This is a genomic window from Gordonia sp. YC-XJ4, from assembly GCF_059511865.1.
In genome coordinates this window covers 917192-940017 of the sequence record NZ_CM183447.1, presented here as the reverse complement: position 1 = coordinate 940017, position 22826 = coordinate 917192, and the positions used below count along the sequence as shown (strand labels likewise).

At 66.3% G+C, this 22826-nt stretch carries 26 protein-coding genes, 1 tRNA gene and 1 pseudogene; 14 read left to right on the top strand and 14 right to left on the bottom strand.

Annotated elements, in window-relative coordinates:
• Window positions 1-101 precede the first annotated feature (101 nt).
• The 5 genes from AC5ZH6_RS04100 to AC5ZH6_RS04080 all read left to right on the top strand — a co-directional run bounded on the left by AC5ZH6_RS04100 (window position 102) and on the right by AC5ZH6_RS04080 (window position 4552).
• On the top strand, window positions 102-578 hold the full coding sequence (locus AC5ZH6_RS04100) for a VOC family protein (RefSeq protein WP_094601810.1): 477 nt from the start codon (window positions 102-104) through the stop codon (window positions 576-578).
• A complete protein-coding gene (locus AC5ZH6_RS04095; RefSeq protein ID WP_094601809.1) occupies window positions 578-1474 on the top strand; it encodes a pyridoxamine 5'-phosphate oxidase family protein in 897 nt (298 codons plus the stop codon). The genes AC5ZH6_RS04100 and AC5ZH6_RS04095 overlap by 1 nt, the downstream gene beginning before the upstream one ends.
• 75 nt (window positions 1475-1549) lie before the next feature.
• A complete protein-coding gene (gene galE, locus AC5ZH6_RS04090) occupies window positions 1550-2569 on the top strand; it encodes a UDP-glucose 4-epimerase GalE (protein WP_094602160.1) in 1020 nt (339 codons plus the stop codon).
• Between the two features lie 86 nt (window positions 2570-2655).
• Window positions 2656-4104, top strand: a complete 1449-nt coding sequence (locus AC5ZH6_RS04085; protein WP_006372384.1) for an MFS transporter — start codon at window positions 2656-2658, stop codon at window positions 4102-4104.
• Window positions 4097-4552 (top strand): MarR family winged helix-turn-helix transcriptional regulator, encoded by a 456-nt coding sequence (locus tag AC5ZH6_RS04080; RefSeq protein ID WP_020172446.1) that lies wholly within the window; start codon window positions 4097-4099, stop codon window positions 4550-4552. Before AC5ZH6_RS04085 ends, AC5ZH6_RS04080 begins: the two co-directional genes overlap by 8 nt.
• Here AC5ZH6_RS04080 and AC5ZH6_RS04075 read toward each other — a convergent pair.
• On the bottom strand, window positions 4522-5805 hold the full coding sequence (locus AC5ZH6_RS04075; protein WP_265077441.1) for an MFS transporter: 1284 nt from the start codon (window positions 5803-5805) through the stop codon (window positions 4522-4524). The two genes, AC5ZH6_RS04080 and AC5ZH6_RS04075, sit on opposite strands and share 31 nt — an antisense overlap.
• The gene (locus AC5ZH6_RS04070; protein ID WP_265078010.1) at window positions 5802-6452 is read right to left on the bottom strand and encodes a GntR family transcriptional regulator; all 651 of its coding nucleotides are present in this window, start codon (window positions 6450-6452) and stop codon (window positions 5802-5804) included. Before AC5ZH6_RS04070 ends, AC5ZH6_RS04075 begins: the two co-directional genes overlap by 4 nt.
• 223 nt (window positions 6453-6675) lie before the next feature.
• Between AC5ZH6_RS04070 and AC5ZH6_RS04065 the strand changes: the two genes are divergently transcribed.
• Window positions 6676-7887: an NAD(P)-dependent malic enzyme gene (locus AC5ZH6_RS04065; RefSeq protein WP_265077440.1), complete on the top strand. Its 1212-nt coding sequence runs from the start codon at window positions 6676-6678 to the stop codon at window positions 7885-7887.
• Between the two features lie 52 nt (window positions 7888-7939).
• Here AC5ZH6_RS04065 and AC5ZH6_RS04060 read toward each other — a convergent pair whose 3' ends face one another.
• On the bottom strand, window positions 7940-8614 hold the full coding sequence (locus tag AC5ZH6_RS04060) for a 4a-hydroxytetrahydrobiopterin dehydratase (protein ID WP_094601806.1): 675 nt from the start codon (window positions 8612-8614) through the stop codon (window positions 7940-7942).
• A 72-nt stretch (window positions 8615-8686) separates the two neighbouring features.
• Between AC5ZH6_RS04060 and AC5ZH6_RS04055 the strand changes: the two genes are divergently transcribed.
• The 7 genes from AC5ZH6_RS04055 to AC5ZH6_RS04025 all read left to right on the top strand — a co-directional run bounded on the left by AC5ZH6_RS04055 (window position 8687) and on the right by AC5ZH6_RS04025 (window position 12158).
• Window positions 8687-9271, top strand: coding sequence for an ASCH domain-containing protein (locus AC5ZH6_RS04055; RefSeq protein WP_014358803.1), 585 nt, complete (start codon window positions 8687-8689; stop codon window positions 9269-9271).
• A 23-nt stretch (window positions 9272-9294) separates the two neighbouring features.
• A complete protein-coding gene (locus AC5ZH6_RS04050) occupies window positions 9295-9756 on the top strand; it encodes a helix-turn-helix domain-containing protein (protein WP_014358802.1) in 462 nt (153 codons plus the stop codon).
• Window positions 9757-9812: 56 nt separating this feature from the next.
• Window positions 9813-10244: a VOC family protein gene (locus AC5ZH6_RS04045; protein ID WP_006372375.1), complete on the top strand. Its 432-nt coding sequence runs from the start codon at window positions 9813-9815 to the stop codon at window positions 10242-10244.
• Between the two features lie 40 nt (window positions 10245-10284).
• Window positions 10285-11127, top strand: coding sequence for an esterase/lipase family protein (locus AC5ZH6_RS04040; RefSeq protein WP_265078009.1), 843 nt, complete (start codon window positions 10285-10287; stop codon window positions 11125-11127).
• Between the two features lie 65 nt (window positions 11128-11192).
• Window positions 11193-11268: transfer RNA gene (locus AC5ZH6_RS04035), tRNA-Thr, on the top strand.
• A gap of 306 nt (window positions 11269-11574) precedes the next feature.
• A complete protein-coding gene (locus tag AC5ZH6_RS04030; RefSeq protein ID WP_353954493.1) occupies window positions 11575-11928 on the top strand; it encodes a type II toxin-antitoxin system RelE/ParE family toxin in 354 nt (117 codons plus the stop codon).
• A complete protein-coding gene (locus AC5ZH6_RS04025) occupies window positions 11895-12158 on the top strand; it encodes a type II toxin-antitoxin system Phd/YefM family antitoxin (RefSeq protein ID WP_353954494.1) in 264 nt (87 codons plus the stop codon). The genes AC5ZH6_RS04030 and AC5ZH6_RS04025 overlap by 34 nt, the downstream gene beginning before the upstream one ends.
• Window positions 12159-12292: 134 nt before the next feature.
• On the opposite strand, the gene AC5ZH6_RS04020 is transcribed toward AC5ZH6_RS04025, so the two are convergent.
• Together AC5ZH6_RS04020 and AC5ZH6_RS04015 are read right to left on the bottom strand one after the other, a co-directional pair.
• Window positions 12293-12829, bottom strand: coding sequence for a Uma2 family endonuclease (locus AC5ZH6_RS04020; protein ID WP_035728791.1), 537 nt, complete (start codon window positions 12827-12829; stop codon window positions 12293-12295).
• Between the two features lie 237 nt (window positions 12830-13066).
• Window positions 13067-13282: a hypothetical protein gene (locus AC5ZH6_RS04015; RefSeq protein ID WP_006372371.1), complete on the bottom strand. Its 216-nt coding sequence runs from the start codon at window positions 13280-13282 to the stop codon at window positions 13067-13069.
• Between the two features lie 813 nt (window positions 13283-14095).
• On the opposite strand from AC5ZH6_RS04015, the gene AC5ZH6_RS04010 reads away from it, so the two are divergent.
• Entirely contained in the window at window positions 14096-14983 is an 888-nt protein-coding gene (locus AC5ZH6_RS04010) for a DMT family transporter (protein WP_006372370.1), read from the top strand.
• A gap of 9 nt (window positions 14984-14992) precedes the next feature.
• Here the strand turns inward: AC5ZH6_RS04010 and AC5ZH6_RS04005 are convergent, their stop codons facing one another.
• The 9 genes and pseudogenes from AC5ZH6_RS04005 to AC5ZH6_RS03965 form a co-directional block, all read right to left on the bottom strand.
• Entirely contained in the window at window positions 14993-15223 is a 231-nt protein-coding gene (locus AC5ZH6_RS04005; RefSeq protein ID WP_006372369.1) for a hypothetical protein, read from the bottom strand.
• A gap of 29 nt (window positions 15224-15252) precedes the next feature.
• Entirely contained in the window at window positions 15253-16665 is a 1413-nt protein-coding gene (locus tag AC5ZH6_RS04000; RefSeq protein WP_496168497.1) for a hypothetical protein, read from the bottom strand.
• Between the two features lie 379 nt (window positions 16666-17044).
• Entirely contained in the window at window positions 17045-18028 is a 984-nt protein-coding gene (locus tag AC5ZH6_RS03995; protein WP_006372367.1) for a TauD/TfdA dioxygenase family protein, read from the bottom strand.
• A gap of 101 nt (window positions 18029-18129) precedes the next feature.
• Window positions 18130-18570: a nitroreductase family deazaflavin-dependent oxidoreductase gene (locus tag AC5ZH6_RS03990; protein WP_006372366.1), complete on the bottom strand. Its 441-nt coding sequence runs from the start codon at window positions 18568-18570 to the stop codon at window positions 18130-18132.
• A gap of 11 nt (window positions 18571-18581) precedes the next feature.
• On the bottom strand, window positions 18582-18776 hold the full coding sequence (locus AC5ZH6_RS03985; RefSeq protein WP_006372365.1) for a hypothetical protein: 195 nt from the start codon (window positions 18774-18776) through the stop codon (window positions 18582-18584).
• A gap of 358 nt (window positions 18777-19134) precedes the next feature.
• Window positions 19135-20238, bottom strand: coding sequence for an ABC transporter substrate-binding protein (locus AC5ZH6_RS03980; RefSeq protein WP_006372364.1), 1104 nt, complete (start codon window positions 20236-20238; stop codon window positions 19135-19137).
• A gap of 88 nt (window positions 20239-20326) precedes the next feature.
• Window positions 20327-21130 carry an ABC transporter permease gene (locus tag AC5ZH6_RS03975; protein ID WP_006372363.1) on the bottom strand — a complete coding sequence of 268 codons (804 nt, stop codon included), beginning with the start codon at window positions 21128-21130 and terminating at the stop codon, window positions 20327-20329.
• Window positions 21127-21933: pseudogene (locus AC5ZH6_RS03970) on the bottom strand (ABC transporter permease). Before AC5ZH6_RS03970 ends, AC5ZH6_RS03975 begins: the two are co-directional and overlap by 4 nt.
• Window positions 21908-22759 (bottom strand): ABC transporter ATP-binding protein, encoded by an 852-nt coding sequence (locus AC5ZH6_RS03965; protein ID WP_006372361.1) that lies wholly within the window; start codon window positions 22757-22759, stop codon window positions 21908-21910. The pseudogene AC5ZH6_RS03970 and the gene AC5ZH6_RS03965 overlap by 26 nt, the downstream one beginning before the upstream one ends.
• Window positions 22760-22826: the final 67 nt, after the last annotated feature.

Below are 22826 nucleotides of genomic sequence, written 5' to 3'. Positions count from 1 at the left end.
TTGCGCGCACACCCCCTTGCGCCACGACCACTAACCCCCTAACGTCATTTAGACAGTTACACCGGCAGCATCCCGCCGACGGTGACCAGCCAGGAGGCATCATGTCCGCACCCACATCCGAGACCTCACCACTGCAGGTGGCCGCGACCGGACACGTCGCGCTCAACGTCACCGACCTGGCGAGATCGGTCGATTTCTACTCGGGCGTCTTCGGTTTCGACGTGCTGGGACGCAGCGACGAGCCCGGACGGGAATTCGCGTTCCTCGGGCGCGGCGCCGAGTTGATCCTGACGCTGTGGCAGCAGAGCGCCGACGAATTCCCGACGGCCATGGCCGGTCTGCACCATTTCGCCTTCAACGTGCCCTCGATCTCCGATGTCGAAGCCGCACAGGCATTCCTGCGTTCGCGGGACGTGCCGTTGATCTATGACGAGATCCTCGCGCACATGCCCGGGATGACCTCCGGCGGGATCTTCTTCACCGACCCCGACGGCATCCGGATCGAGATCTGCACCGCCGAGGGCGCGCAGATCCATCCCACCCGCGACGACGGCACCCCCAGCTGCGGTTTCTTCTGATGGCCACCGGCTTCCACGCCGGTGAACTGGCCGCCCAACGCAGCGCCGGCCTGGCCGCGGCCGGCGCCCGCATGGCACGCACCATCCGATCGAGCATGCCGACACCGCTGATCGGCTTCCTCGCCGATCAGTCATGGATTCACCTGAGCGGTGCGGATGCGGCACAACGCATCTGGGCGTCGACACTCGTCGGCGACGCCGGTCTGATCGAGGTCGTCGACGACACCACACTGCACCTGCCGTATCCGGCGGCCGACGATCCCCTGCGCGACCTCGACGCTGGATCCGAGGTCGGGCTGCTGGCCATCGACCTCACCCGGCGCCGACGGGCGCGCATCAACGGCACCGTCCACCCCGACACCGACGGCATACGCGTTCACGTCGACCAGTGCTATGCCAACTGCCCCAAGTACATTCAGAGTCGACCACACCGACCGGCGGTCGGCACCGACCCCGTCGTGCCGACCACACGCACCGACACCGCGCACCTGACGGAGGCCGACATCGAGCTACTGGATCGCGCCGACACCGCCGTCCTCGCGACCATCGCACCCGGCTTCGGGGCGGACTGCTCGCATCGCGGCGGGATGCCCGGCTTCCTGCAGTGCAGCCCCGACGGAACCGTCATCCGTTTCGCCGATCATCCCGGCAACGCCATGTTCAACAGCCTGGGCAACCTGGAACTCGACGACCGCGCCGGACTGACCGTCCCCGACTTCGATACGGGTGCGTTGCTGCAGATCACCGGCCGCGCCACGGTGCGGTATGCGACGCCGGACGAACGGACCGTCGAGATCACCGTCGGCCACGTCGTGCACCGCACCGGGGTGCTGCCGTGGCGATACGGTCCGGTCGAATACTCCCCGGCGTCGATCGCGGTCACGAGCGACCACTGACCGAGCCGGTGCAACACATCCAGCACACACCGGCCGCACGAGCACTTCCCAGCCCGACCTTCTACCGTGGTGCTCATGCGCGTACTCGTCAGCGGCGGTGCCGGCTACATCGGCTCCCACACGGTGATCAAACTCGTCGAGGCCGGCCACGATGTGGTGATCGTCGACGACTTCTCCAATGCCAAACCGACGGTGATCGGTCGGCTCGAGGCGCTCACCGGGGTCCACCTGCCGGTTCATGCGTTCAACCTGACCGACTACGACAAGACCGAACATCTCTTCGCCGGTGAGCAGATCGACGCGGTCATTCATTTCGCGGGGTTCAAGGCGGTCGGCGAGTCGGTCGCCAAACCGCTCGACTACTACCAGAACAACCTCGACTCGACGTTCTCGCTGCTACGCGCCATGCGCCGCCACGATGTACACACACTGGTGTTCTCGTCGTCGGCGACGGTGTACGGCGCCGAGCCGGTCCTGCCGATGACCGAGGACTCGCCGACCTCGGCCACCAACCCGTACGGGTGGACCAAGGTGATGATCGAACAGGTCCTGCGGGACGTCGCCGCGTCCGACGAGTCGTGGCGGATCGCGGCACTGCGCTACTTCAACCCCGTCGGCGCGCATCCCAGCGGACAGATCGGCGAGGACCCCTCCGGCATCCCCAACAACCTCATGCCCTTCGTCGCGCAGGTCGCCGTCGGGCGACGCGAGAAGTTGTCGGTGTTCGGTGACGACTACCCCACCCCCGACGGCACGGGTGTCCGCGACTACATCCACGTCGACGATCTTGCAGCCGGTCACGTGGCGGCACTCGAACGCGTCGGCAGCCACGGCGAGCCGATGTCGGTGTGGAATCTCGGTACGGGCCAAGGGATTTCGGTTCTCGAGGTGATCAAGGCCTTTGAGCGGGCCAGCGGCCGGGAGATCCCCTACGAGATCGCCCCGCGACGCCCCGGCGACATCGCCGCCTCCTACGCCGACCCGTCGCGCGCCAACGCCGACCTGCGCTGGTATGCGACGAAGACGATCGACGACATGTGCGCTGACACCTGGCGGTGGCAGTCGAACAATCCGAACGGCTACCCCGACGCCTGAACACGAGCTCCCCGGCGCCGGCCCAAAGGGCCGATGTCCGAAATGAGACGCTCGCCTCGAGATACTTGTAGTTCTACAATCTTTGTATGTCCACAAGCATCTCCGCGGCGGAGCTGACCCCGCGCCATAAGATGATCATCCTGGCGACCTGTTGCATGAGCCTGCTGATCGTCTCGATGGACGCGACGATCGTGAACGTCGCGCTCCCGTCGATCCGCACCGAATTGCATGCGTCGGTGTCGTCACTGCAATGGGTCATCGACATCTACACGCTGGTCCTGGCCGCCCTGCTGATGCTCTCGGGCGCGACGGCCGACCGCTACGGACGCAAACGCATGTTCCAGATCGGGCTGACGATCTTCGCACTGGGCTCACTGGCCTGCAGTCTGGCACCCTCGGTGGCGGTGCTCGTCGTCGCCCGCGCACTGCAGGCCATCGGCGGGTCCATGCTCAACCCGGTCGCGATGTCGATCATCACGCAGGTCTTCGTCGAGCCCAAGGAACGTGCTCGCGCCATCGGCATGTGGGGCGCGGTGGTCGGCATCTCGATGGCGCTCGGCCCGATGATCGGCGGCGTGCTCATCGATCTCATCGACTGGCGTGCGGTCTTCTGGGTGAACCTGCCGATCTGCGCCGCAGCGATCGCGCTGACCGCGATCTACGTGCCCGAATCACGCTCGCCGGTGATGCGGACCCTCGACCCGATCGGGCAGGTGCTCGCGGTGATCACCCTGGCCGCGGTGGTCTACGGATTGATCGAGGGGCCGGTCCAGGGGTGGGGCTCTCCCGCGACCATCGCCGTGTTCATCGTTGCCGCACTGGCTTTCGTCGGGTTCCTGATCGCCGAACGGCACCACATCGACCCCTTCATCGATCTGCGGTTCTTCCGTAGTGTGCCGTTCTCCTCGGCCACGCTGATCGCGGTCTGCGCATTCGCGAGTTGGGGTGCGTTCCTGTTCCTGATGTCGCTGTACCTGCAGGACGTGCGCGGTCTGTCGGCGATCCAGACCGGCGCCATGCTGCTGCCGCCCGCAGTGGCGGTGTTGATCCTCTCGCCGCTGTCCGGGCGTGCCGTCGGCCGCTTCGGCACCCGACCGTCTCTGGTGCTGGCCGGGATTGCCATGTTGATCAGTTCGGCGCTGATGACGACCATCGAGCGGGACACCTCGCTGGTGACGATCGGAATCATCTTCGCCGTCTTCGGCATCGGCTTCGGTGCGATCAACGCGCCGATCACCAACTCCGCGGTCAGCGGGATGCCGCGCCATCGCGCCGGCGCCGCGTCGGCGGTCGCCTCCACCAGCCGGCAGGTCGGAGTGAGCATCGGAGTCGCGCTGGCCGGCAGCATCACCGGCGTCGCCGCGTCCGGGATCGGGCCGGAGTTCACCGCCGACATGCACCCCATGTGGATCCTGGTGGTCATCTTCAGCGCGATCATCCTCGTCCTGGGTCTGGTGTCGACGACACGCTGGGGACAGAACACCGCCGCCGACGTCTCGGCACGCCTCATCGAACCGGAGACCGCCGATGTCTGACCACGACACCGATGCGACGACGATCGACGCCCTCGTCGACGACGTCTGGCAGGCGATGATCACCCTCGTCTTCGACTCCCGCGACCCGTGGCGTCGCGACGTGGTCGCGGCAACCGGCTTGCCGTTCAGCCGAATCCGGGTGCTCCGACGGGTGGCACAGGGACCGACGCCGCTCAAGGAACTCGCCCGCGCGGCCACGATGGATCCGCCCGCGGTCTCGGTGGCGGTCTCCGACCTCGAGTCGGCGGGCTACGTCGTCCGCAAGGTCACCGAGCAGGATCGACGGTGCAAGTACGTGCACCTGACCGATGCCGGGCGCGCGGTGCTCGACGTCGTGGCGGCCGTCCCCGATCCGGCTCCGCCACAACTGCGTTCACTCGACGCCGATCAGCTCCGCCGCCTGCGTGCAGCGTTGGGTCAGGGAGTCGAACCCGCGTCGCCCGCCTGATCGCCTGCCGCACGATCGTCGAGGTCGGGCCGGTGCATCCGGTGACCGACCCCCACGATCGCCAGGCACACCAGTGCCGCCCCCACACCGAACAGGAACATCTCCGGATAGGTCAGGGCGCCGAATGTCTGTGAGAGCCAGGCCAACACGGCCGGGACCGCGAAACCCAGATAGGTGACGCCGTAGAACACCGCGCTCAGACCCGCCAGGTCCTCGGGACCGGATATCCTCTGGACCTCCAACAGCCCCGCGATCATCGCCATGCCGTATCCACAGCCCAGCACGGTCGCGGCGACGAGGGACAGCCAGATCGTCAACACGTGAGCAGCCAACGCCGCCAAGCCCATTCCGATCGCGAGCACCACCAGGGCGCTGACGACCCCGCGGACACCGTCGGGGTCGTCGATGCGGCGCCCCACCGACTGGATACCGAAACCGGCGGCCAGTCCGAGGACACAGCACAGCGCGGCGAAGGCGATGGGCGCACCGGACGTGCGCACCGACATCAACGCCGGGATCACCGCATATGCCGTGGCACACGCACCGAACACCCACGGCGCCACCGGTAACACGACGAGCAGGAACCGTCGGTGCCCGGCCGACGGGATCTTCAGATCGTCGACGAGCCGCCCCGGATTCTGTTGTCGCTCGCGGGTTTCGGGAACCCGCAGGATCAGCAGCACGGCGATGGCGGCGATCGCGATGTTCACCGCATAGGCCAGCACGTGCGGCCACGGTGCCCATTGGGCGAGTGCACCGGCGACGCCCGCGCCAACGCCGAAGCCCGCGGTCAGGCTCATGGCGCCGCGTCGAGCGCCCGCGGCCGCACGGTCACCGGCGCGGACGCTGAGCTCGGTGATCCAGCTACCGCCGACCGCCATCGAAAGTCCCAGGGCCACACCGCTGAACACCCGCCCCACCGACAGCAGCGCGATCGAATGGGCGCCGAACGCCAGGAGCAGCGAGCCGAGTGCGGCGAAGATCGGTGCGGGCAACATCAGTGGTCGGCGACCGAGTCGATCCGAGAGCGGTCCGCCGATGAGTAACGCGGGCACGATGCCGAGGACATAGAGGAACAGCAGCGCATCCACGGCCACGGCGGAGAACTCGCCGCTCTGGCGGTACATCACCAGCAGTGGCGTGAATTCGTTTCCGCCCCAGGCGGAGGCGAACACCGCGAGTGCGACGGCCGGCCAGGTGGCGCGGCGTGCGATGCCCTCGGGAGCGGTGGTCGATGTGGTCGTCAGGGTCATCGCGGATCCCCCGGCAGGTCGTGGACGTCACTGAGGTGACGGCGCAGCGCGGCGTCGAAGCCGTCGGCGTCGCGGCGTTCGATGAGAACGAGGAGTTCGGCGTGGTCGGCGAGGATGCTCTGCGCGATCGCCGGGTCGCGGCGCACGCTCGTGGTGGTCATCCGGCGATGGCGTTCGCCGAGGCCGGTGAAGAAGCCGGCGAGCAGCGCGTTGTCACCGGCGGCCACGATGTGCTGGTGGAATTCGGCGTCGACCCGCGAGAACCGGGCGATGTCGTCGTGTTCGACGAGCCGGTGCTCCTCGAGATTGCGGCGCAGCGACTCGACGAGTCGTGCCGTCGCCGAATCGGCGGCGACGACCGCGCGCACCGCATGGCCCTCGAGGAGTTGGCGTGCGTCGACGACGTCGCGGGCATCGCGGTCGGTGACCGGAACCACGAGGGCCCCACGTTTGGGATAGAGGCGCATCCACCCCTCGGCCTGCAGACGCAGGAAGGCCTCGCGGACCGGGGTGCGACTGACCTCGCAGCGCTGGGCGACCTCCCCCTCGCTGATCAGCTCGCCGCCGGAGATCTCGTTGGTCAGGATCAGCTCCTTGACCTCGTCATACACCCGATCGGAGGCCGAGGCAGCAGACGAATACAACATAGACACAAGTTGCATGCTAGCCGCCGGACCACAGCAGCCACCACCGATTTGTTGCCTGGATCACCGCACCCGGACCACTGTGACCGGGGAGTGATGCGCGAGTGGGAGACTTTCAGTCATCCCGCGGCCGGTCCACACGACCGCGCGGTCCACGCGCCGGATCGTCATCGTCGCCGATTCGCGCTCACAGCCGGTGGCGTCGTCGCCACCCGAGCAGGAGGACATGACCGTGACGAGCACGGAAGACAACACCGCACACCGCATCGGCGAACCGACCATCGCCGATCATCCGATCACCGACGAGGAGATCTTCCTGGCCCACGTGGGCGGCAAACTCTCGGTGGAACTGCGCTCCCCGATCCAGACCCAACGAGATCTGTCGATCGCCTACACCCCCGGCGTGGCCCAGGTCTCGCGCGCGATCGACACCGAAGCCGAGCTGGTCAACAAATACACCTGGACCGATCGACTCGTCGCCGTGGTCAGCGACGGCTCGGCGGTCCTGGGGCTCGGCGACATCGGTCCGCGCGCATCGCTGCCGGTGATGGAGGGCAAGTCGGCGCTGTTCCGGACGTTCGCCGGGCTCAACTCGATCCCGATCGTCCTCGACACCAAGGACCCCGACGAGATCGTCGAGACGCTGGTGCGTCTGCGCCCGAGCTTCGGTGCGGTGAACCTCGAGGACATCTCCGCGCCGCGCTGCTTCGAGATCGAACGACGCGTCATCGAGGCCCTCGACTGCCCGGTCATGCACGACGACCAGCACGGCACCGCGATCGTCGTGCTCGCCGCGCTCAAGGGCGCGGTCCGTTTGCTCGACCGCGGGCTCACCGACCTGCGGGTGGTGATCTCCGGTGCCGGCGCCGCCGGCGTCGCGTGCGCCAACATCCTTCTCGCATCCGGGATCTCCGACGTCGTCGTGCTCGACTCGAAGGGCATCGTGTCGGAGGGCCGCGACGGTCTCAACGAGTTCAAGGAGGATCTCGCCGCGCGCACCAACCCACGCGGACTCCTCGGCGGTGCGGCCGAGGCGCTCGCCGGCGCGGACGTGTTCATCGGGGTGTCGGCGGGCACGATCGACGAGAGTGTGATCGCGTCGATGAACGACGACGCCATCATCTTCGCGCTGTCCAACCCGGACCCGGAGATCCACCCGGAGATCGCCGCCAAGCACGCCGCGGTTGTCGCCACCGGGCGCAGCGACTTCCCGAATCAGATCAACAACGTGCTCGCCTTCCCCGGGGTGTTCGCCGGGGCGCTCGACGCCGGTGCCACCCGCATCACCGAGAGTATGAAACTGGCTGCCGCAGAGGCGATTCTGTCGGTGGTTGCCGAGGATCTCGCGGTGGACAAGATCGTGCCGAGCCCGCTCGACCCGCGGGTCGCACCGGCGGTGGCCGCGGCCGTCGCGGCAGCGGCGAGCGCCGAGGACTGACCCACCGCGCCGACAACTCGCCGAACGTGAGTCGACGGCGAACACCGGCCGATCAGTCGGATTCTTCGCGGTCCTGCCACGTGCACAGGCAGATCTCGTTGCCCTCGGCGTCGGCGAGCACCCAGAACGACGGAGCGTAGGCGTCGGTGACCAGGTGTCCGCCGGCGTCGATGGCCGCAGCCATCCGTTCCTGCACCTCATCGTGCGGAAGCCATAGGTCGACGTGCATCCGACTGCGTTGCGGCCGTGGCGAATCCATCTGCTGGAACCAGACCGCGGGAAGAATGCCGGTGGGGTCGACGAGGTCGAGCGTGTCGTCGGGGTCGTCGTCGTAGCCGAGGATCGTCTTCCAGAACGAGCGGATCGCGGTGATGTCCAGAGCGTCGATCGCGAGTTCGAAACGCGCGGGCGGAGCGGCGAACGGTTCGAGATCCATCTCGCGGGCGATGTCGGCGATCCGGTTCGCCAATGCGACGTCGGCATCGGTCATCCGATGCTCGCTGTGCGTGGTGAGGGACAGGTGCACCGACCCGTAGCGCAGATCGATGTCGGGATGGTGGTTGGCCTCCTCGGCGGCGTCGATGATGCGCGCGACGAATCGCCCGCCGGTCACCATGTTCCGGGTCCGGTAAGCCACCTGCAGGGCGTTGGCGATGACCCGCCACGGGTCGGCGACGGCGGCGGTGACCTCGGCGGCGGTCAGTGGGGTGTAGGAGTTGTCGCTCATTACCCGACCATACGGCCGATCACCGTTGACGAACACCGTCGTTTCGGGCATCGCCGGGATTACGCTGCTCTCATGCTGATCCCGGCCCGGCTGATGCCACGGATCGTCGAGGGAGAGGTCGACCTGGCCTTCCGTCGGTGGTCGGCGCCGCGTCTGCATCCCGGTTCGCGATTCGTCAGTCAGGGTGAACTCATCGAGATCACGTCGGTCGAGCAGGTCACCGATTCCGAGATCTCCGACGCCGACGCGCACCGCGCCGGTTTCGACACCGCCGAACAGGCACGTAAAGCCTTGCGCCGCACCGATGATCCCGTCTTCCGCATCGGCTTGCGGCACGCCGGTCCCGACCCACGGATCGCCTTGCGCAACGATGCAGCGCTCTCCGCGGCCGATCTCGCCGATCTGCGCACACGCCTGGATCGGCTCGATTCCCGCGCACCGCACGGCCCGTGGACGCGAGAAGTACTGACGCTCATCGCCCGTCGACCGGGAGTCGTGTCCACCGAACTGGCCGCCGAGGTGGGCCGTCCGCGGCCGGATTTCAAGCTCGACGTGCGCAAACTCAAGAAGCTCGGACTCACCCACAGCCTCGAGGTCGGCTACGAGTTGTCACCGCGGGGTGAGGAATTCCTTCGTCGCGAGTCCCCCAGCGAGTAGGTGTCGAGCCCATAATCGGATCCATGCCCTCGCCGCCGCCGGCCCGCTACCTCCTGCGTGCCAAGGAACTCGTCGACGCGCGGTTCGCCGAGCCGCTGACCGTCGACGACATGGCAGCCGCCGCCCGACTCTCACGCGCACACTTCTCCCGCGCATTCACCTCGGCCTACGGCGAGACCCCGCACGCCTATCTGCAGACCCGACGACTCGAACGCGCGGCGTCGATGCTGCGCAACACCGATCGCAGTGTCACCGACATCTGCATCGCCGTCGGGCTCCGCAGTGTCGGTTCGTTCACGACGAGCTTCGCCCGCGCCTACGGCAAGACCCCGACCGCCTATCGCGCGTCGTTCCCGCCCGCGGGCGATCAAGCCCATGTGCCGGCATGTGTCCTGCGCGTGTTCACCCGGCCGGCGCCCACCTCCCGCACGGCCGACCCGAACACAGCACAGGGGAAGAAGACCACGCACACCGCGGACTCCTAGGCTGAGATCACTCGAGAACCACCTCTCGACGAGCACCAACCAGGAAGGCTCACATCATGATTCGCATCGCCAGCGCTCAGCTCTGGGTGCACGACCAGGACGCCGCACTCGACTTCTGGACCGGCAAGGTCGGCCTCGAGGTCCGCCAGGACGTGACGATGCCCGAGATGGGCGGCTTCCGGTGGCTGACCGTCGGCCCGCCCGGACAGGACGACGTGTCGATCGTCCTGATGGCCATCCCTGGTCCGCCGATGATCGACGGCACCACGCAGACCGAGATCGCCGATCTCACCGCCAAGGGCTTCGCCGGCACCATCTTCCTCACCACCGACAACTGCCAGGCCGCCTACGAGGATCTGTCGGCACGCGGCGTCGAATTCACCGAGGCACCGGAGTCGCGGCCGTACGGCATCGATGCGGGCTTCCGTGATCCGTCGGGCAACAGCGTGCGGTTGACCCAGATTTCCGAGCAATTCGCGGCGTCGTAGGCGTCATACTCACACGATGACCACACGTCATCGGGCGCGGATGCGGACCCTGATCGTCGCGGCGGCGGCACTTCTGGCGGCAGTGGGCGGGGGCGTCCTCGGCGCCACCGCGGCATCGGCCGCCCCGTTTCCGGTGACCACCGACGTCATCGCCGCACAGGCCGCGGGCTATCTACGTCCGGCGACCACCTCACCCCCGGGCGCCAACCTCGACCACTGCACCGACCGCCACGGCCGAGATCCGGTGATCCTGCTGCACGGCACCGCGTCGAACCAGCTCTCGGCGTGGGCCTATCTCGCTCCGACGCTGGCCAACGCCGGTTTCTGCGTGTTCAGTCTGACCTACGGACAGACGCCGTGGAGCGCGAACATCGGGGCGCTGGTCGACAAGTCCGAGTCGACGCGCGAGGTGGCGTCGTTCATCGACGCGGTGCGCGCACGGACCGGCGCGACGAAGGTCGACCTCGTCGGGCACTCGCAAGGTGGGGCGATCGCGCAACTGGTCACCCAGGTGCCCGGCAAGGCCGATCAGATCGCGACGATCGTCGACGTGTCGGCGCCCAACCGCGGGTATTCGAACTCTCCATGGGCGCCCCGGACCGCCCCGCCGCCGACCGGCCAGGGCGACAACGGGCCCCTGCACCCGGGAATCCGCTACGTCAACCTCGCCAGCACCCACGACGAGGTGGTGTTTCCGCTGGCCAACGCACTGATGGACCCGGCGCCCAATGTCACCAACATCGTCGTCGAGTCGGTATGTCCGCACTCGGTGGTCGGGCATCTGGGGATGATCTACTCCCCGACCGTCGGCGCCCTGGTGCAGGGCGCCCTCGATCCGCGGCGTCCGGTGCCCGTGCCGTGCGGCGCGGACTTTCCCGCCTGATCCGAGGCGGTTTTTGTTCGGCGCCCGCGACTCGCTACACTCGTCAGCGCTGCCTAGCGCAGCACGCCGCCCTAGCTCAGTCGGTAGAGCAATTCACTCGTAATGAATAGGTCAGGGGTTCGATTCCCCTGGGCGGCTCCACAACCAGCGGGTTTACCGATTCGGCTCCCCCGGATCGGCACTGACACACACTTTACCCACCCGGAACCGTGCCCGACCGGGATCTTTTGCGAGCCGCTACCGAGAGCGTCCGCGTGCTCATGCGCCGGCGCCAGGCGAACGCGATGGCCACCAATCCGGCGTGGGTGCCACCGGACCCCGAGCTGATGGCGCTGGCCGTCGAGGTCAACGGAGTAACCCTTCGGCAAACGAGCCGAGGCAGACGACCTCCGGGGCCGTCTCGCCGCGGTCCTGGGCGATGACTGGGAGCCGTTAGATGGTCCACGAATGTGGTCCACAATCGCTTCCCCGATGTGGTCCACATTGGTGGACTACGATCATGAGCGGATACGAGCTGAGGATCACGACCAGCGCGGCAAAGTCGCTGGGCAAGCTCCCTCGCGTCGAGCAGAAGCTCATCAGCGACTCGATCAAGTCGCTGCCCGACAATCCGCGTCCGCACGGCGTGGCCAAGCTGTCGGGACCACCGACAGCTACCGCATCCGCGTCGGCAACTACCACGTCTACACCATTGACGACGGCGAACTCGTCATCGTGGTCGTTCGTATCGGCCACCGAAGGGAGGTCTACACCCGACGAGCTATTCCATCCGCGAGGCGAAGGCCAAGCTGTCCGAGCTGATCCGAGACGCCGACGATGAGCCAACGGTGATCTCGAACCACGGCAAGCCGGCCGCGATCGTGCTGTCGCCGGAACGCTACGACGGCCTGCTTGATGAGATCGAAGACCTCCGAGATCGGCTGGCCGTGTACGAATCCCGCGACGAGCCGACTGTCCTCTTCCGAGGCACTGGACCGACTCTTGTGGAGTGTGCCCCTTCTCGTTTGGAGGCAGGGAAACGTTCCCCTTAACACGATTGGGAGTACTCCTGCAGGCAGTACAAAACCGCATGCATGACCAGGAAGCGCGATCAGGGCCGTTGGTGGTTGTGCCGGGTGTCCCTCGCAGCGGCCCGCGCATACCGGGACCCCTCTCAGCGCCGGGATTACGTGGTGTCGAGGGCGACCGCCACCGGGAACGGTGATTCCACCGTCACCTCGCCGCTGTGCTGGTCACCGACATACCCATTGGGGCCCAGCGTGAGAACGGTGATGGTGGCCGGGGAATCAAGGTCGACGATCCAATAGTGGGCAATGCCGGCGTCGGCGTATTCACTGCGCTTCATCACGTGATCGGTGCGTCGCGAGCCCGGCGAGACAACCTCAACGGCCAACATCACCTGGTCAGCGGTAATCATCGAGTCATCGGCATCGGTGCGCCGGACAATCACATCAGGAATCCGCACCGTTGCCGGCGTGGCCGCGTCGATGACCACCTCGACCTCTTGCAACGCCTCGAAGCCGTCCGGAAGCTGCGCGGCCAACTGCTGCCACAACCGGGACGCCGCGCGGGAATGTGCGGGGGTGGGACGGGGAGACGCGCCCGCCAGGCCTTCCTGAAGCTCGACCCGCCGCTCGGGTGTCTCCGGCAACGCACGCCACTGCTTCAGCGACATCAGCTGGGGATACGCGGAAGCGGTCATACCCAACGATTCTAGGCACGGCAGCGGCTCTCCGAGGCCCCTCACTACAAGCTCTCATTGGCCGCTTCGTCGGCGCGTCGCGCAAGCGATTCATCGCCGTTATCCCGTCGAGCGCGTCCGAGGCGGGCTCGCGGACGTAGGCCGATTCCCGGGCCAGTGCGCCGTTGAACCGCTCCACCTTCCCGTTCGTGCGAAGCGTGTAGGGCTTGGTCGGGCTGTGCCGGGACCGACGTCGCGTCAACTCCACCAGTGCCGAGTCGCCACGTCGACCGCCAGCAGGACGATCAACGCGGCGAGCACGATGAGGATCGGCCACAGCGGACCTTCGTCGCCACTCTGGGATGCCAGGGGTCGGTCGTCCGGCCGCCAGGGCGGCGGGGGCGGGAAGGTGGACATGTCCACGGCGATGGCCGCCCCAGCCGTTCCGCGATGAACCCGACATCTGTCAGTCATGGTGTCCTCCTTACCTTCTCGTCGTGACGATGTTCGCCATATCTTCTAGCATTCGTTGGCGAAGATCGCTAGCACTATTCGGTCCGTGGTGCTATTTTGGTGTCGACAGCATCCTTTGCCGCCGGAGGTGAACGATGACAACTGTTGTAGGAGAGCAACTCTCGACCGACTTCGACGCGGGCGAGAGCATCCGGACTGCGACCAACGCCCGTCCGGCCGCAGGCTTTTGCCGTCCAATTCTCGACGAGAGCATCGCCTGGTCGGCAGCGGATCGGACGTGGTTGGTGCGGCACGGAATCGAGGTCTGTGAACTCCCTCGTCCACGTCGGCTCGACCGGTCGGTGCACGCAGAACAGCGCGTCGTCCGGTCGCGTTCAGGCGAAGCAAGTCACGAACTCGCCGGTCTTGGCGATGGGCGCAGGCCCGACCGGCCGTCACCACATCAACGTGACCCTCCGCGCCGACCGCACACCACGACAACCGTTGTCCGACAGAGGAGGTGGTTATCGAACAAGGTCCGAGACGAACACATCAACCAAACATGACGCGCGACGACCGGGTCGCTCACGACACACTGTTTCCGACACGGCTCCGACCACTCCCCCACGGAGTTGGCGGGCACCGCCCTGATGGGCGAGCAGGACACGGACGTGACCGATCCGGTCGTCGCCTTTGTGTTCGGCGGGGTCATGTGTACCGGGCGGGGTCGTGGTCCGATCGCACGCCGGGCCTCGCCCGAATCCGGGCGCGGTGCACTACGCTTCGGCTCATGCGACACGTCGAATCGCCGGTTACGCCGACCACGGAGTGTGCGTGGACATCGTCGCGATAATCCTGTCGCTCGCCGCGGCACTGCTGTTCGCGATCGCATCGGTGCTCCAGGCCGCCGGCACCCGAGGGCTGCCCGACGACGGCGCCGTCGGTGCCGGTTTCTTCGTCGCCCTCTTCCGACGCAAGACGTGGCTGGCGGGTATCGCCGCCGACATCCTCGGATTCGTCGTCCAGGCCTGGGCCTTGGCGGTCGGCAGCCTGATGCTGGTGCAGCCGTTGCTGGTCACCGCGTTACTGTTCGCCCTGCCGATGGGCGCCTACTCCGAACGTCGGATGCTCACCGCGCGCGAATGGACGTGGGCTGCACTGTTGACCGCATCACTGGTGGTGTTCATGCTGCTCGGGCAACCCACCGAGGGCATCGACGATCCGCCGTTCGGCGACTGGATCATCCCGCTCGCCGTGATGATCCCCGTCGTGATCGTCTGCGTGGCAGGCGGCTCACGACTGCCACACGGCACATGGCGATCACTCACACTGGCCATCGGCGCCGGCGTCCTCCTCGGCCTCTCGGCACCGCTCACCAAGACCGGGATCGCCGCATTCCGCGACGGGCTACTCGACGGACTCGCCAGTTGGGAGTTCTGGGCGATGGCGGTCACCGCGACGCTCGGCACCCTGTGGCAGCAATCCAGCTATCAGGCCGGCGACGTCCAGACCAGCCTGCCCGCGGTCACCGTCCTCAAACCGATCATCGCAATGTCGTTGGGACTGACCATCTATGACGAGGCCCTCCGCGTCGGAAACGCGGGCGACATCGCGATCTTCGTCGCCCTCGGCGTGATGCTGCTGTCGACGATCATGCTGGGTCGGCTCTCGGCTCCACCCGAGGCCGCACCGTCAGAGGTCGAGTACCGGCCGGCCCAGTGAGCGCAACCCTTATCGACTGTCGGTACAGCCGTGCGTGTCGCCCCGCCGACGCGCACGGAACGCCGAACTCGCCAAGTCCCACACCACGTACACGACCATCGCGATGATGGCGAAGACCAACCCGTCCTTCACCGACTCCCAGAAGGCCTGATGGGTGAACGTCAGATCGATGATCGTCACCGCGACGAATAACAGCAGCGCCGCCTCGACGATTCTTCGAAGATCCCCCGCGTTGGTCATGCGGCGATCGTAAGGCACCGCATGGGCGATCAGGCTGCGGGCTGCTGCTGATCGCTCACAGTGGAGGCACCGGTGCCGCCAGTCGTCGCGGACCCTACCGCCGGTGAGCTCGACGGCGTCGACGAGGACGAGTCGTCGGTGATCGGTGCCGTGTTCGCGGCACCCTGGTCACCCGTGGCACCGCCGGCCTGATCACCGGCGTCGGCCTGCCCGGACGGGGTCGTCACGACCGGCGCGGGTGCCGGCGTGTCTTGGTGCGGTGCAGTCTGATCCGTATCCGTCGAGCCGGTGGCACGAGTGGTTTCGCCGGCCGCGGGAGCGGCCGCCGGGATGGTCGAGGTGGGCGTCCCTGCGGTCTGTCCACCATCCCCGGCATCGCTTGTCGCGGTATTCGCGGTGGACGCGTCATTGGTCGGAGAGTCGCCGGCCGACACGCTCATCAGCTCGGGCTGCACCGACCGCAACGCCGACACCGGGACCGTCGCGCTCGTCGGCGACGCAGAGATCAGGTTGCCGGTGTTGAACGCCGGGATGGTGAACAGATCGAAGAAGTTGAACGACGAGACGTCGAAGGTCGGGATGATCTGCTGAAGCGACGTCGGGGCGCCGAGCGTCAGGGTGGGCAGGCTCAGGTAGTTGACGTAGTCGGGGCCGTTGGTGCCGTGTGCTTTGAACGTTCCAGGGAACAACACGAGCGACGAACCCAGCCAGGAAATCTGTATCGGGCCGGTGTATCCGTAGTCGCTGGTCAAGGCGAGGTTGGCGCCAGAACCGTTCAGCGTCAGACGCAGAAAATCGTCGGCGAGGTAAATCGGATTGCCGGTCAGAGCGTCGACCACGACCTGACCCAGCCGCGAGCTGTCAGACAGGAGGGTGAGCAGCGAGGCCGGGTTGGTCAGAGCGAGCTCTACGCGACCGTCAGGCTTGTCGTACCGAAGGTCCACCGTCGCTGCGATGTTCGCACATGACCCTGCGGTTGAGGAGTTGGCCACTGCGAGGCCGCCGAAGCAGAGAATCACGTCTTGAGGCAAAAGGCTCTCAACAGAGTCAGCCAGATTCAGTTCCTCAAGGAGATCGTAGATAAAGTCAGGCAGGTAGTTCTCGAGATCGTGCACACCTGCCGTAGCCACCGCTATCCCGAGCACCGCCAGGGCGAACGTACTGTTACTACCACCGAGCGCTGCTCCCGCTGCCAGACCCGGGCCTATTGCAATCGTGGTCGAGTTGCCCACTCTGGAGTCGTACCACTCGAGGAACTGCTCAGTGAGTCCCTCTGTCAGGATAGTGCTGTTCAGCAATGCTTCAATCGCATCCCGGATCTCGCCGGCTGGGTCCAGGGAGACCCCACCAAGAGCGCTCGTCGACTCGATCCCCAGCGCCGCGATCACCTCATCCAGGGTCGCGGTCGACCAGTCGTGGATGCTCGCCAGGCCGCTGGTCACCTGCGGAATCGAGGCCTGTGCCTGGCCGTCACCGAAGGCCAGACCGGCTGTCAGGGTGGCCGACGCCGCAAGGGCGGTGGCACCCAAAGCCACACGGCGGGTGGCGGGTTCGCGTACGAGGCTGTGTCTTCCCATGGATCGGCTCCTTCAATCCGGTGTGCGGTTGGAGAAGGAGCCCCCCGACTTCCCCGTCGTGCACCGGCGACATTAATCCAGACAAACCACCCTCAAGCGTCAAATGGCAAAATCTCTCTCAGGATCGTCTGGCCGGGCGACAGATCGAAACCCGCTGGGGACAGCCGACTGTGGCAGGATTACCTCGGGAATCCGGCCACAGATGATTCAGTTTTCTCTCAGTTTATTCACAGGTATGTGGACGTCAGGCAGCGAACACCTCCAAGCGCCGGGACTGCTCCACCGACGAGTAGTGCGACGCGTCGCCCTGGAGAATCCGGCTGCTCTGGCCGTGGATGTCGACGGGTACGTCACCGGCGAGTGTGATCCGATGCAGTTGACGTTTCTGGTCACCGAAGTCGGAGATCCCGTAGTGCTGGGTGGCGCGGTTGTCCCAGATGACCAGGTCACCGTAGCTCCAGTTCCATCGGAAGGTGTTCTCCAGCTTGGTGATCCGATCCTGCAGTAAGTGGTAGAGGTTCGCGAACTCCGAGGCCTTGAGTCCACGGAACTCCTTGGCGAAATGCCCCAGGAGGAGACTGCGCTCACCGGTTTCGGGATGCACGCGCACCACGGGATGCAGGGTCTCGTACTCGGTACTGGTGAACTCGGCGTAGTGCTCCTGCTTCTGGACGACGTCGATACCGCCCGACGGCTCCTTCTGGCTGACGTAATCGTAGAGGTTGGAGTGAGTGGCCCAGAGATTCTCGACGAGCGCCCGCAGCGGCGTGGGCAACTGCTCGTAGGCGGCGACCGTGGAAGCCCATGTGGTCGCACCGCCGTAGGTCGGCAGCACGATCGGGCGCAGCAGCGACGCCTTGGGGATGCGGTCGACGAAGGTGACGTCGGAGTGCCAGCTGTTGGCGGCTCCCTCGATCGTCAGCAACTGGTCGCCGCGAGAGGTGACCGTCGGATGCGGCGCGGTCGGCTCACCGAGCAGCGAGGCGAACGCATACTGACTTGCATCGTCGAGATGTTCCTGCCCCGAGAACGCCACCACCTTGTTCACGGCGAGAGCGGTGCGGATGGCCTCGACCTGCTCGGTCGAGACGTCCCCACCGAGGCGCACACCGTCGATCTTGGCGCCGATATGCTCCCCCAGCTTGGTGACAGTGATGCCTGCGTCCTGGTAGAGCTGTTCGGCGGCGGCCGCGCGGTCGGTGCGGGCATCGATTTGAGCCAATGTCATTGCGATCACCTTTCGTTCGTCGCCACCCACTCTCCGTGGACGCGCGGCGAACACGCATGATCTGGCTCAGGGTGATTCCAACCTTCATGGCCGCCGACGGATCACACCCGCGGAGTCAGCTCGACAATCGCGATGGGACGCGTGGTCTTGCTCTGATACTGCGCGTAGCGCCCGTTGTTGACGTCGTCGACGAGGTCCCAGCGTCGGGCGTAGTCGGGGTCGTCCGGATAGGTGGCGCGGGCGGTGACCGGAACATGACGACGGCCGACCTGGATCTCGACGTCCGGGATGGCCTTCAGGTTGGCGAGCCATGCGGGCGGGCGCGGTGATCCGCCGTTGGAGGCGACGACGAGATAGGTCTCGTCGTCACGGGCATAGGTCAACGCCGTCGTCCGTGGCTGCCCGCTCTTGCGTCCGGTCATGTGCAGCAGCAGGGTCGGGTTACCCATCAGCAGACGGCGCCCGATCAGACCATGACTGTGCTGGTAGATCCACTGATGCGCCTTGAGCACGGTGACGAACAGGTCGGTCGACACCGACACGAGGGCGCTACCTACTTCGGCTCGTCGACCGGCGAGCCGCCACCCTCGGTGTCGTCGCTGGCGGTCGCGCTGGCGTCGTCGGACTCGTCCTCGTCCTTGGCCAGCGGGTCATAGCCGGGGACGCCCTCGAGCACGGTGAGTTCGTTGTCGATCGCGGCCTCGACCGCCTTGGCCTCGTCCTTGATCTTCTTGATGAACTCGGACATGTCGTCACTCCTCGTCACAGTTCGCCCGGGCCGCGGTGCACCGGGCAGACCTTCAGCGTATCGGAGCACGCCCGGTGGGCGGATTGTGACGCCCGGTCGACGGGATATGGCGCCCGGTCGATGGTCGTTGATGGTGCGGCGTGGCGGATGCGGAGGCGGCTGGTCTCGAGACCTGTTGCGGTGGTGATGATTCCGGTGCCCGTGGGACCGGATACTCACCGGTGCAACGGGTCTCGAGGCTCCGTCGCTATCGCTCCTCCGCACCTCGACCATCGGAGTGGGATGGTCGGGTGTCGGGCAGGAGTGATCGACCATCAGGGCGGGATGGTCGGGTGTCGGGCGGGATCGAGCGGGGGGATCAGGCCCGCTTCAGGGTCGGGTCCTCCTCGTAGACCTCCTTGATGAGCGACATGTCGAAGATCTGCTCGGGCTTGATCTGGTAGCCGGCCTTGGCAAGGGCTTCGATGTTCTCGGCGATCAGCGCGTCGGTCATGGTGAGCAACCCGTTGGCCTTGGTGTCGTCGGAGACGACGAGGGTGTTCTGGGCGGTCGCTTCCTTGACCTGTTCGGCCTCATCGAGACCAAGATCCTTGCCGTACTTGGTGACGGCGAGTTTCGCCGAGCCCGCGGGATCGGCGATGGCGTCGTACCACCCCTGGATATCAGCCTTGAGGAAGGCTTTCAGCTTGTCGCGCTCGTTGTCGATGGTCTCCTGGCGCACGACGAGGGTTTCGGCGACGAGCGGTAGGTTGAAGTCCGCGAAGAGGAACGCCTTGTTCTCGAAACCCTGCTCGGCCAACGTGATCGGCTCGTTGGTGATGTAGGCGACCCAGCCGTCGACCTCACCCTTGGTCAGCGGGGTGGGATCGTATTGCACGGTGATCTTCTGGACGTCGGATTCGGTCAGCCCGTTCGCGGTGAGCAGCGCCTTGAAGACGTTCTCGTTGGAGGCCTGCACACCGATCTTCTTACCCTTCATCTCCTGCGGGGTGTTGATGGGCTTGGCCGCCGAGGAGACGATGCAGAATGGATTCTTCTGGAAGGTCGCCGCAACGGTTTTCAGCTTCGCCCCCTGCAGGATGACCGGAGCGGTGAGCTGTGGGGCGGTCATGCCGATCCACACCTTGTTCGACGTCAGACCCGTCTCCACCCCGGTACCCGCACCACCGCCGGTGAGCAGTTCCGGCGTGCCGACGCCCGCCTTCTGGTAGTAACCCTTCTCCAATGCCCAGTATTCGCCGGCGAATTCGATGTTCTTCTGCCACGACAGCTGCACCTTCGGGTTGGTCGACGACGCGCCGCTGCCGCCCGAGCTGCCGCTGCTACAGGCCGACAGCACACCGGCGGCGCCGAGCGCACCCGCTGCCCCACCCGCCATCAGCGTGTAACGAAGAAAGGATCGGCGGTCGAATCCGGCGCTACGACCGGCGGTTCCGCGCTGAGGTGTGTGGTGCTGATTCATGGTGTGGTGTCCCCTCTTTCCGGGCTGTCCCGGGTCTTTTACCTGTTGGTTACTCCCGGGGCGGCAATGGCCCGGGACGGTGGTTCGATCAGTTCTCGCTCATGCCCATCTGCCGCAGCACCACCGTCTCGATCACGCCGACGACGGCGTAGACGACGATCGACGACACCGTGATCACCACGACCGATGCCCACAACTGGTCGTAGGCTGCGGCCGGAAGGGCTTGCTGCAGAGTGGCTCCCAGACCCTTGTTGGTTCCGAGCCACTCGGCGACGGTCGCGCCGATGAACGCGCCGGGCACCGACACCTTGGCCGCGCTGAACAGTGCGGGCACCGCCGACGGCACGGCTGAGCGCCGCAGCGCGGTCCATCGACCACCGCCGTAGACGGCGATGACGTCGTCGAGGTGCCTGGGCGCGTTGGCGAGCCCGGTCATGATCATGACCAGTGCCGGGAAGAATACGACGATTCCACCCATCACCGCGACGACCGCGACACCGCGTCCGACGACGAGCGTGATCAGCGGGGTCATCGCGACCAGCGGCACCGACCGCAGGAGCATCGCTATCGGCATGAATGTCTGTGCGGCCGGACGATATACGACGAACAGTGCGGCGGCGAGCACGGCGGCGATCATGCCGGTGACAAAACCCACCGCCGCATCCTTGAGGGTGATCCACAGGTCGGCGAGGATCTGGTGACGCGAATCCGCCGCGTCGGGTGCGGTGAAGAGATATGCGTAGACGTCGGCCGGCGTGCGTCCGATGATGGGCCCGATGTCGGGGAATGCCAAGAGGAACAACCACCAGATCACCAGGATCAGGATCAGCGAGGCGAGCAGCGACCCGAGGAATCTCGCGACCGCCCACAGACTTCCCGCTCCGGCGCTCATCCGAGCACCGCCAGACCCGTCGACCACCGCGTGACGAACCGCGCCACCACCGCGACGATCGCGTAACCGATGCCTGCCACCAGCCCGGCGAGCAACGCGATCGCCCACACCTGTGGGATGTCACCGGCCTGCTGGGCGATGATCATTGCCGGTCCGGCACCTTGCTCGGGCATAGCGAGGAACTCACCGAGCACCGCGCCCAGCACGGCGGCAGGGGCGGCGATCTTGATGGCGGCCAACGTATTCGGGAGCGCGGCGACCGAGCGGACCCGCCACAGCTGCACGAGACGTCCGCCGCCATAGACCCGAACCAGATCAAGACTGCCCTTGTGCGGCGAACGCAACCCCGACAGGGTGCCGATCATCGTCGTGAAGAACACCGAGATCGCCGCGAGGAACACGATCATCGTCTGCACCTGCGCGAAGGCCACCTGAACGATCGGCGCGACGGCGATGATCGGCGTGCAGTAGGAGATGATCGCGAGTTGGGTGGCGAGACCCTCGACCGGCGGCACGACGATCACCAGCACCGCGAGCGCGATCGCCAGCGCGTTGCCCCAGAGGAATCCGCGTAACGCGAGCGAGATGGTCGCCGAGAAATTGTCGACGTAGAACGCAGAACCCTTGTCGCCGATGGCCGTACACACCGCCTACGGGGTGGGGATGGTGCCGTGGAACCACTGCAGGGCACCCGCCATCCACCACAGGAGAATCAGACCGACGATGCCGATCGCGCCCGCGGCCCACCGGTCGGCACCCGCGCGCGACGCCGAGATGCTAGCCACCCACAGCCTCCGTGGCATCGACGGCCGAATCGGCGTCCTTCGCGCCGAACAGCAAGCCCGAGAGGTGATCGTGAATCGCGTGGAACTCGGGTGTGCGCATCATCTCCGGGGTCCGGGGGCGCGGCAGATCGATGCGCACCGTCTCGATGACGCGTCCGGGCCGTGGACTCATCACCGCGACCACGTCGGAAAGGAACACCGCCTCGGCGATCCCATGGGTGACCATCAGTGTGGTGGCGGGCTTCTCGGTCCAGATCCGCAGCAATTCGATGTTGAGTCGTTGGCGGGTCATGTCGTCGAGCGCACCGAACGGCTCGTCGAGCAACAACGCGGTGGGGCGCACGACCAGCGCGCGGGCGATCGAAACCCGTTGGCGCATACCGCCGGAGAGCACCGCGGGTTTGGCCTTCTCGAATCCCGTGAGCCCGACGAGTTCGATGAGGTCGGCGACGAGACCGTCGGCGGCGGGCATGCGACCCACCTGCAATGGCAGCTTGATGTTCGACTCCACCGACCGCCACGGCAGCAGCGCCGAGTCCTGGAAGGCGATGCCGAGCTCGTGATTGCGTTGCAACTCCTTCGGGCTCTGCCCGTTCATCAGTACCGTCCCCGACGTCGGGGACTCCAGCCCCGCGAGGATGCGCAGAACCGTGGATTTTCCGCAGCCCGAGGGCCCCAGGAGAGACAGGAACTCCCCTTCCGAGGTCTTGAGGTCGACCTCGGCGAGCGCGGTCACCGTCGACGATCCGCGGATCGTCCGAGTGGTGAATTCCTTGGTGAGTCCGGTGATGTCGAGTCCGGTGCCGGGTGGGCGCGGCGTGGCGGGAACCATGCGACGCCACATTAGGAGGGCGTCGTTTCTGTCGGGTTACCGACGCGTAACCGAGTTCGTCCACCTGAACGACGCACGC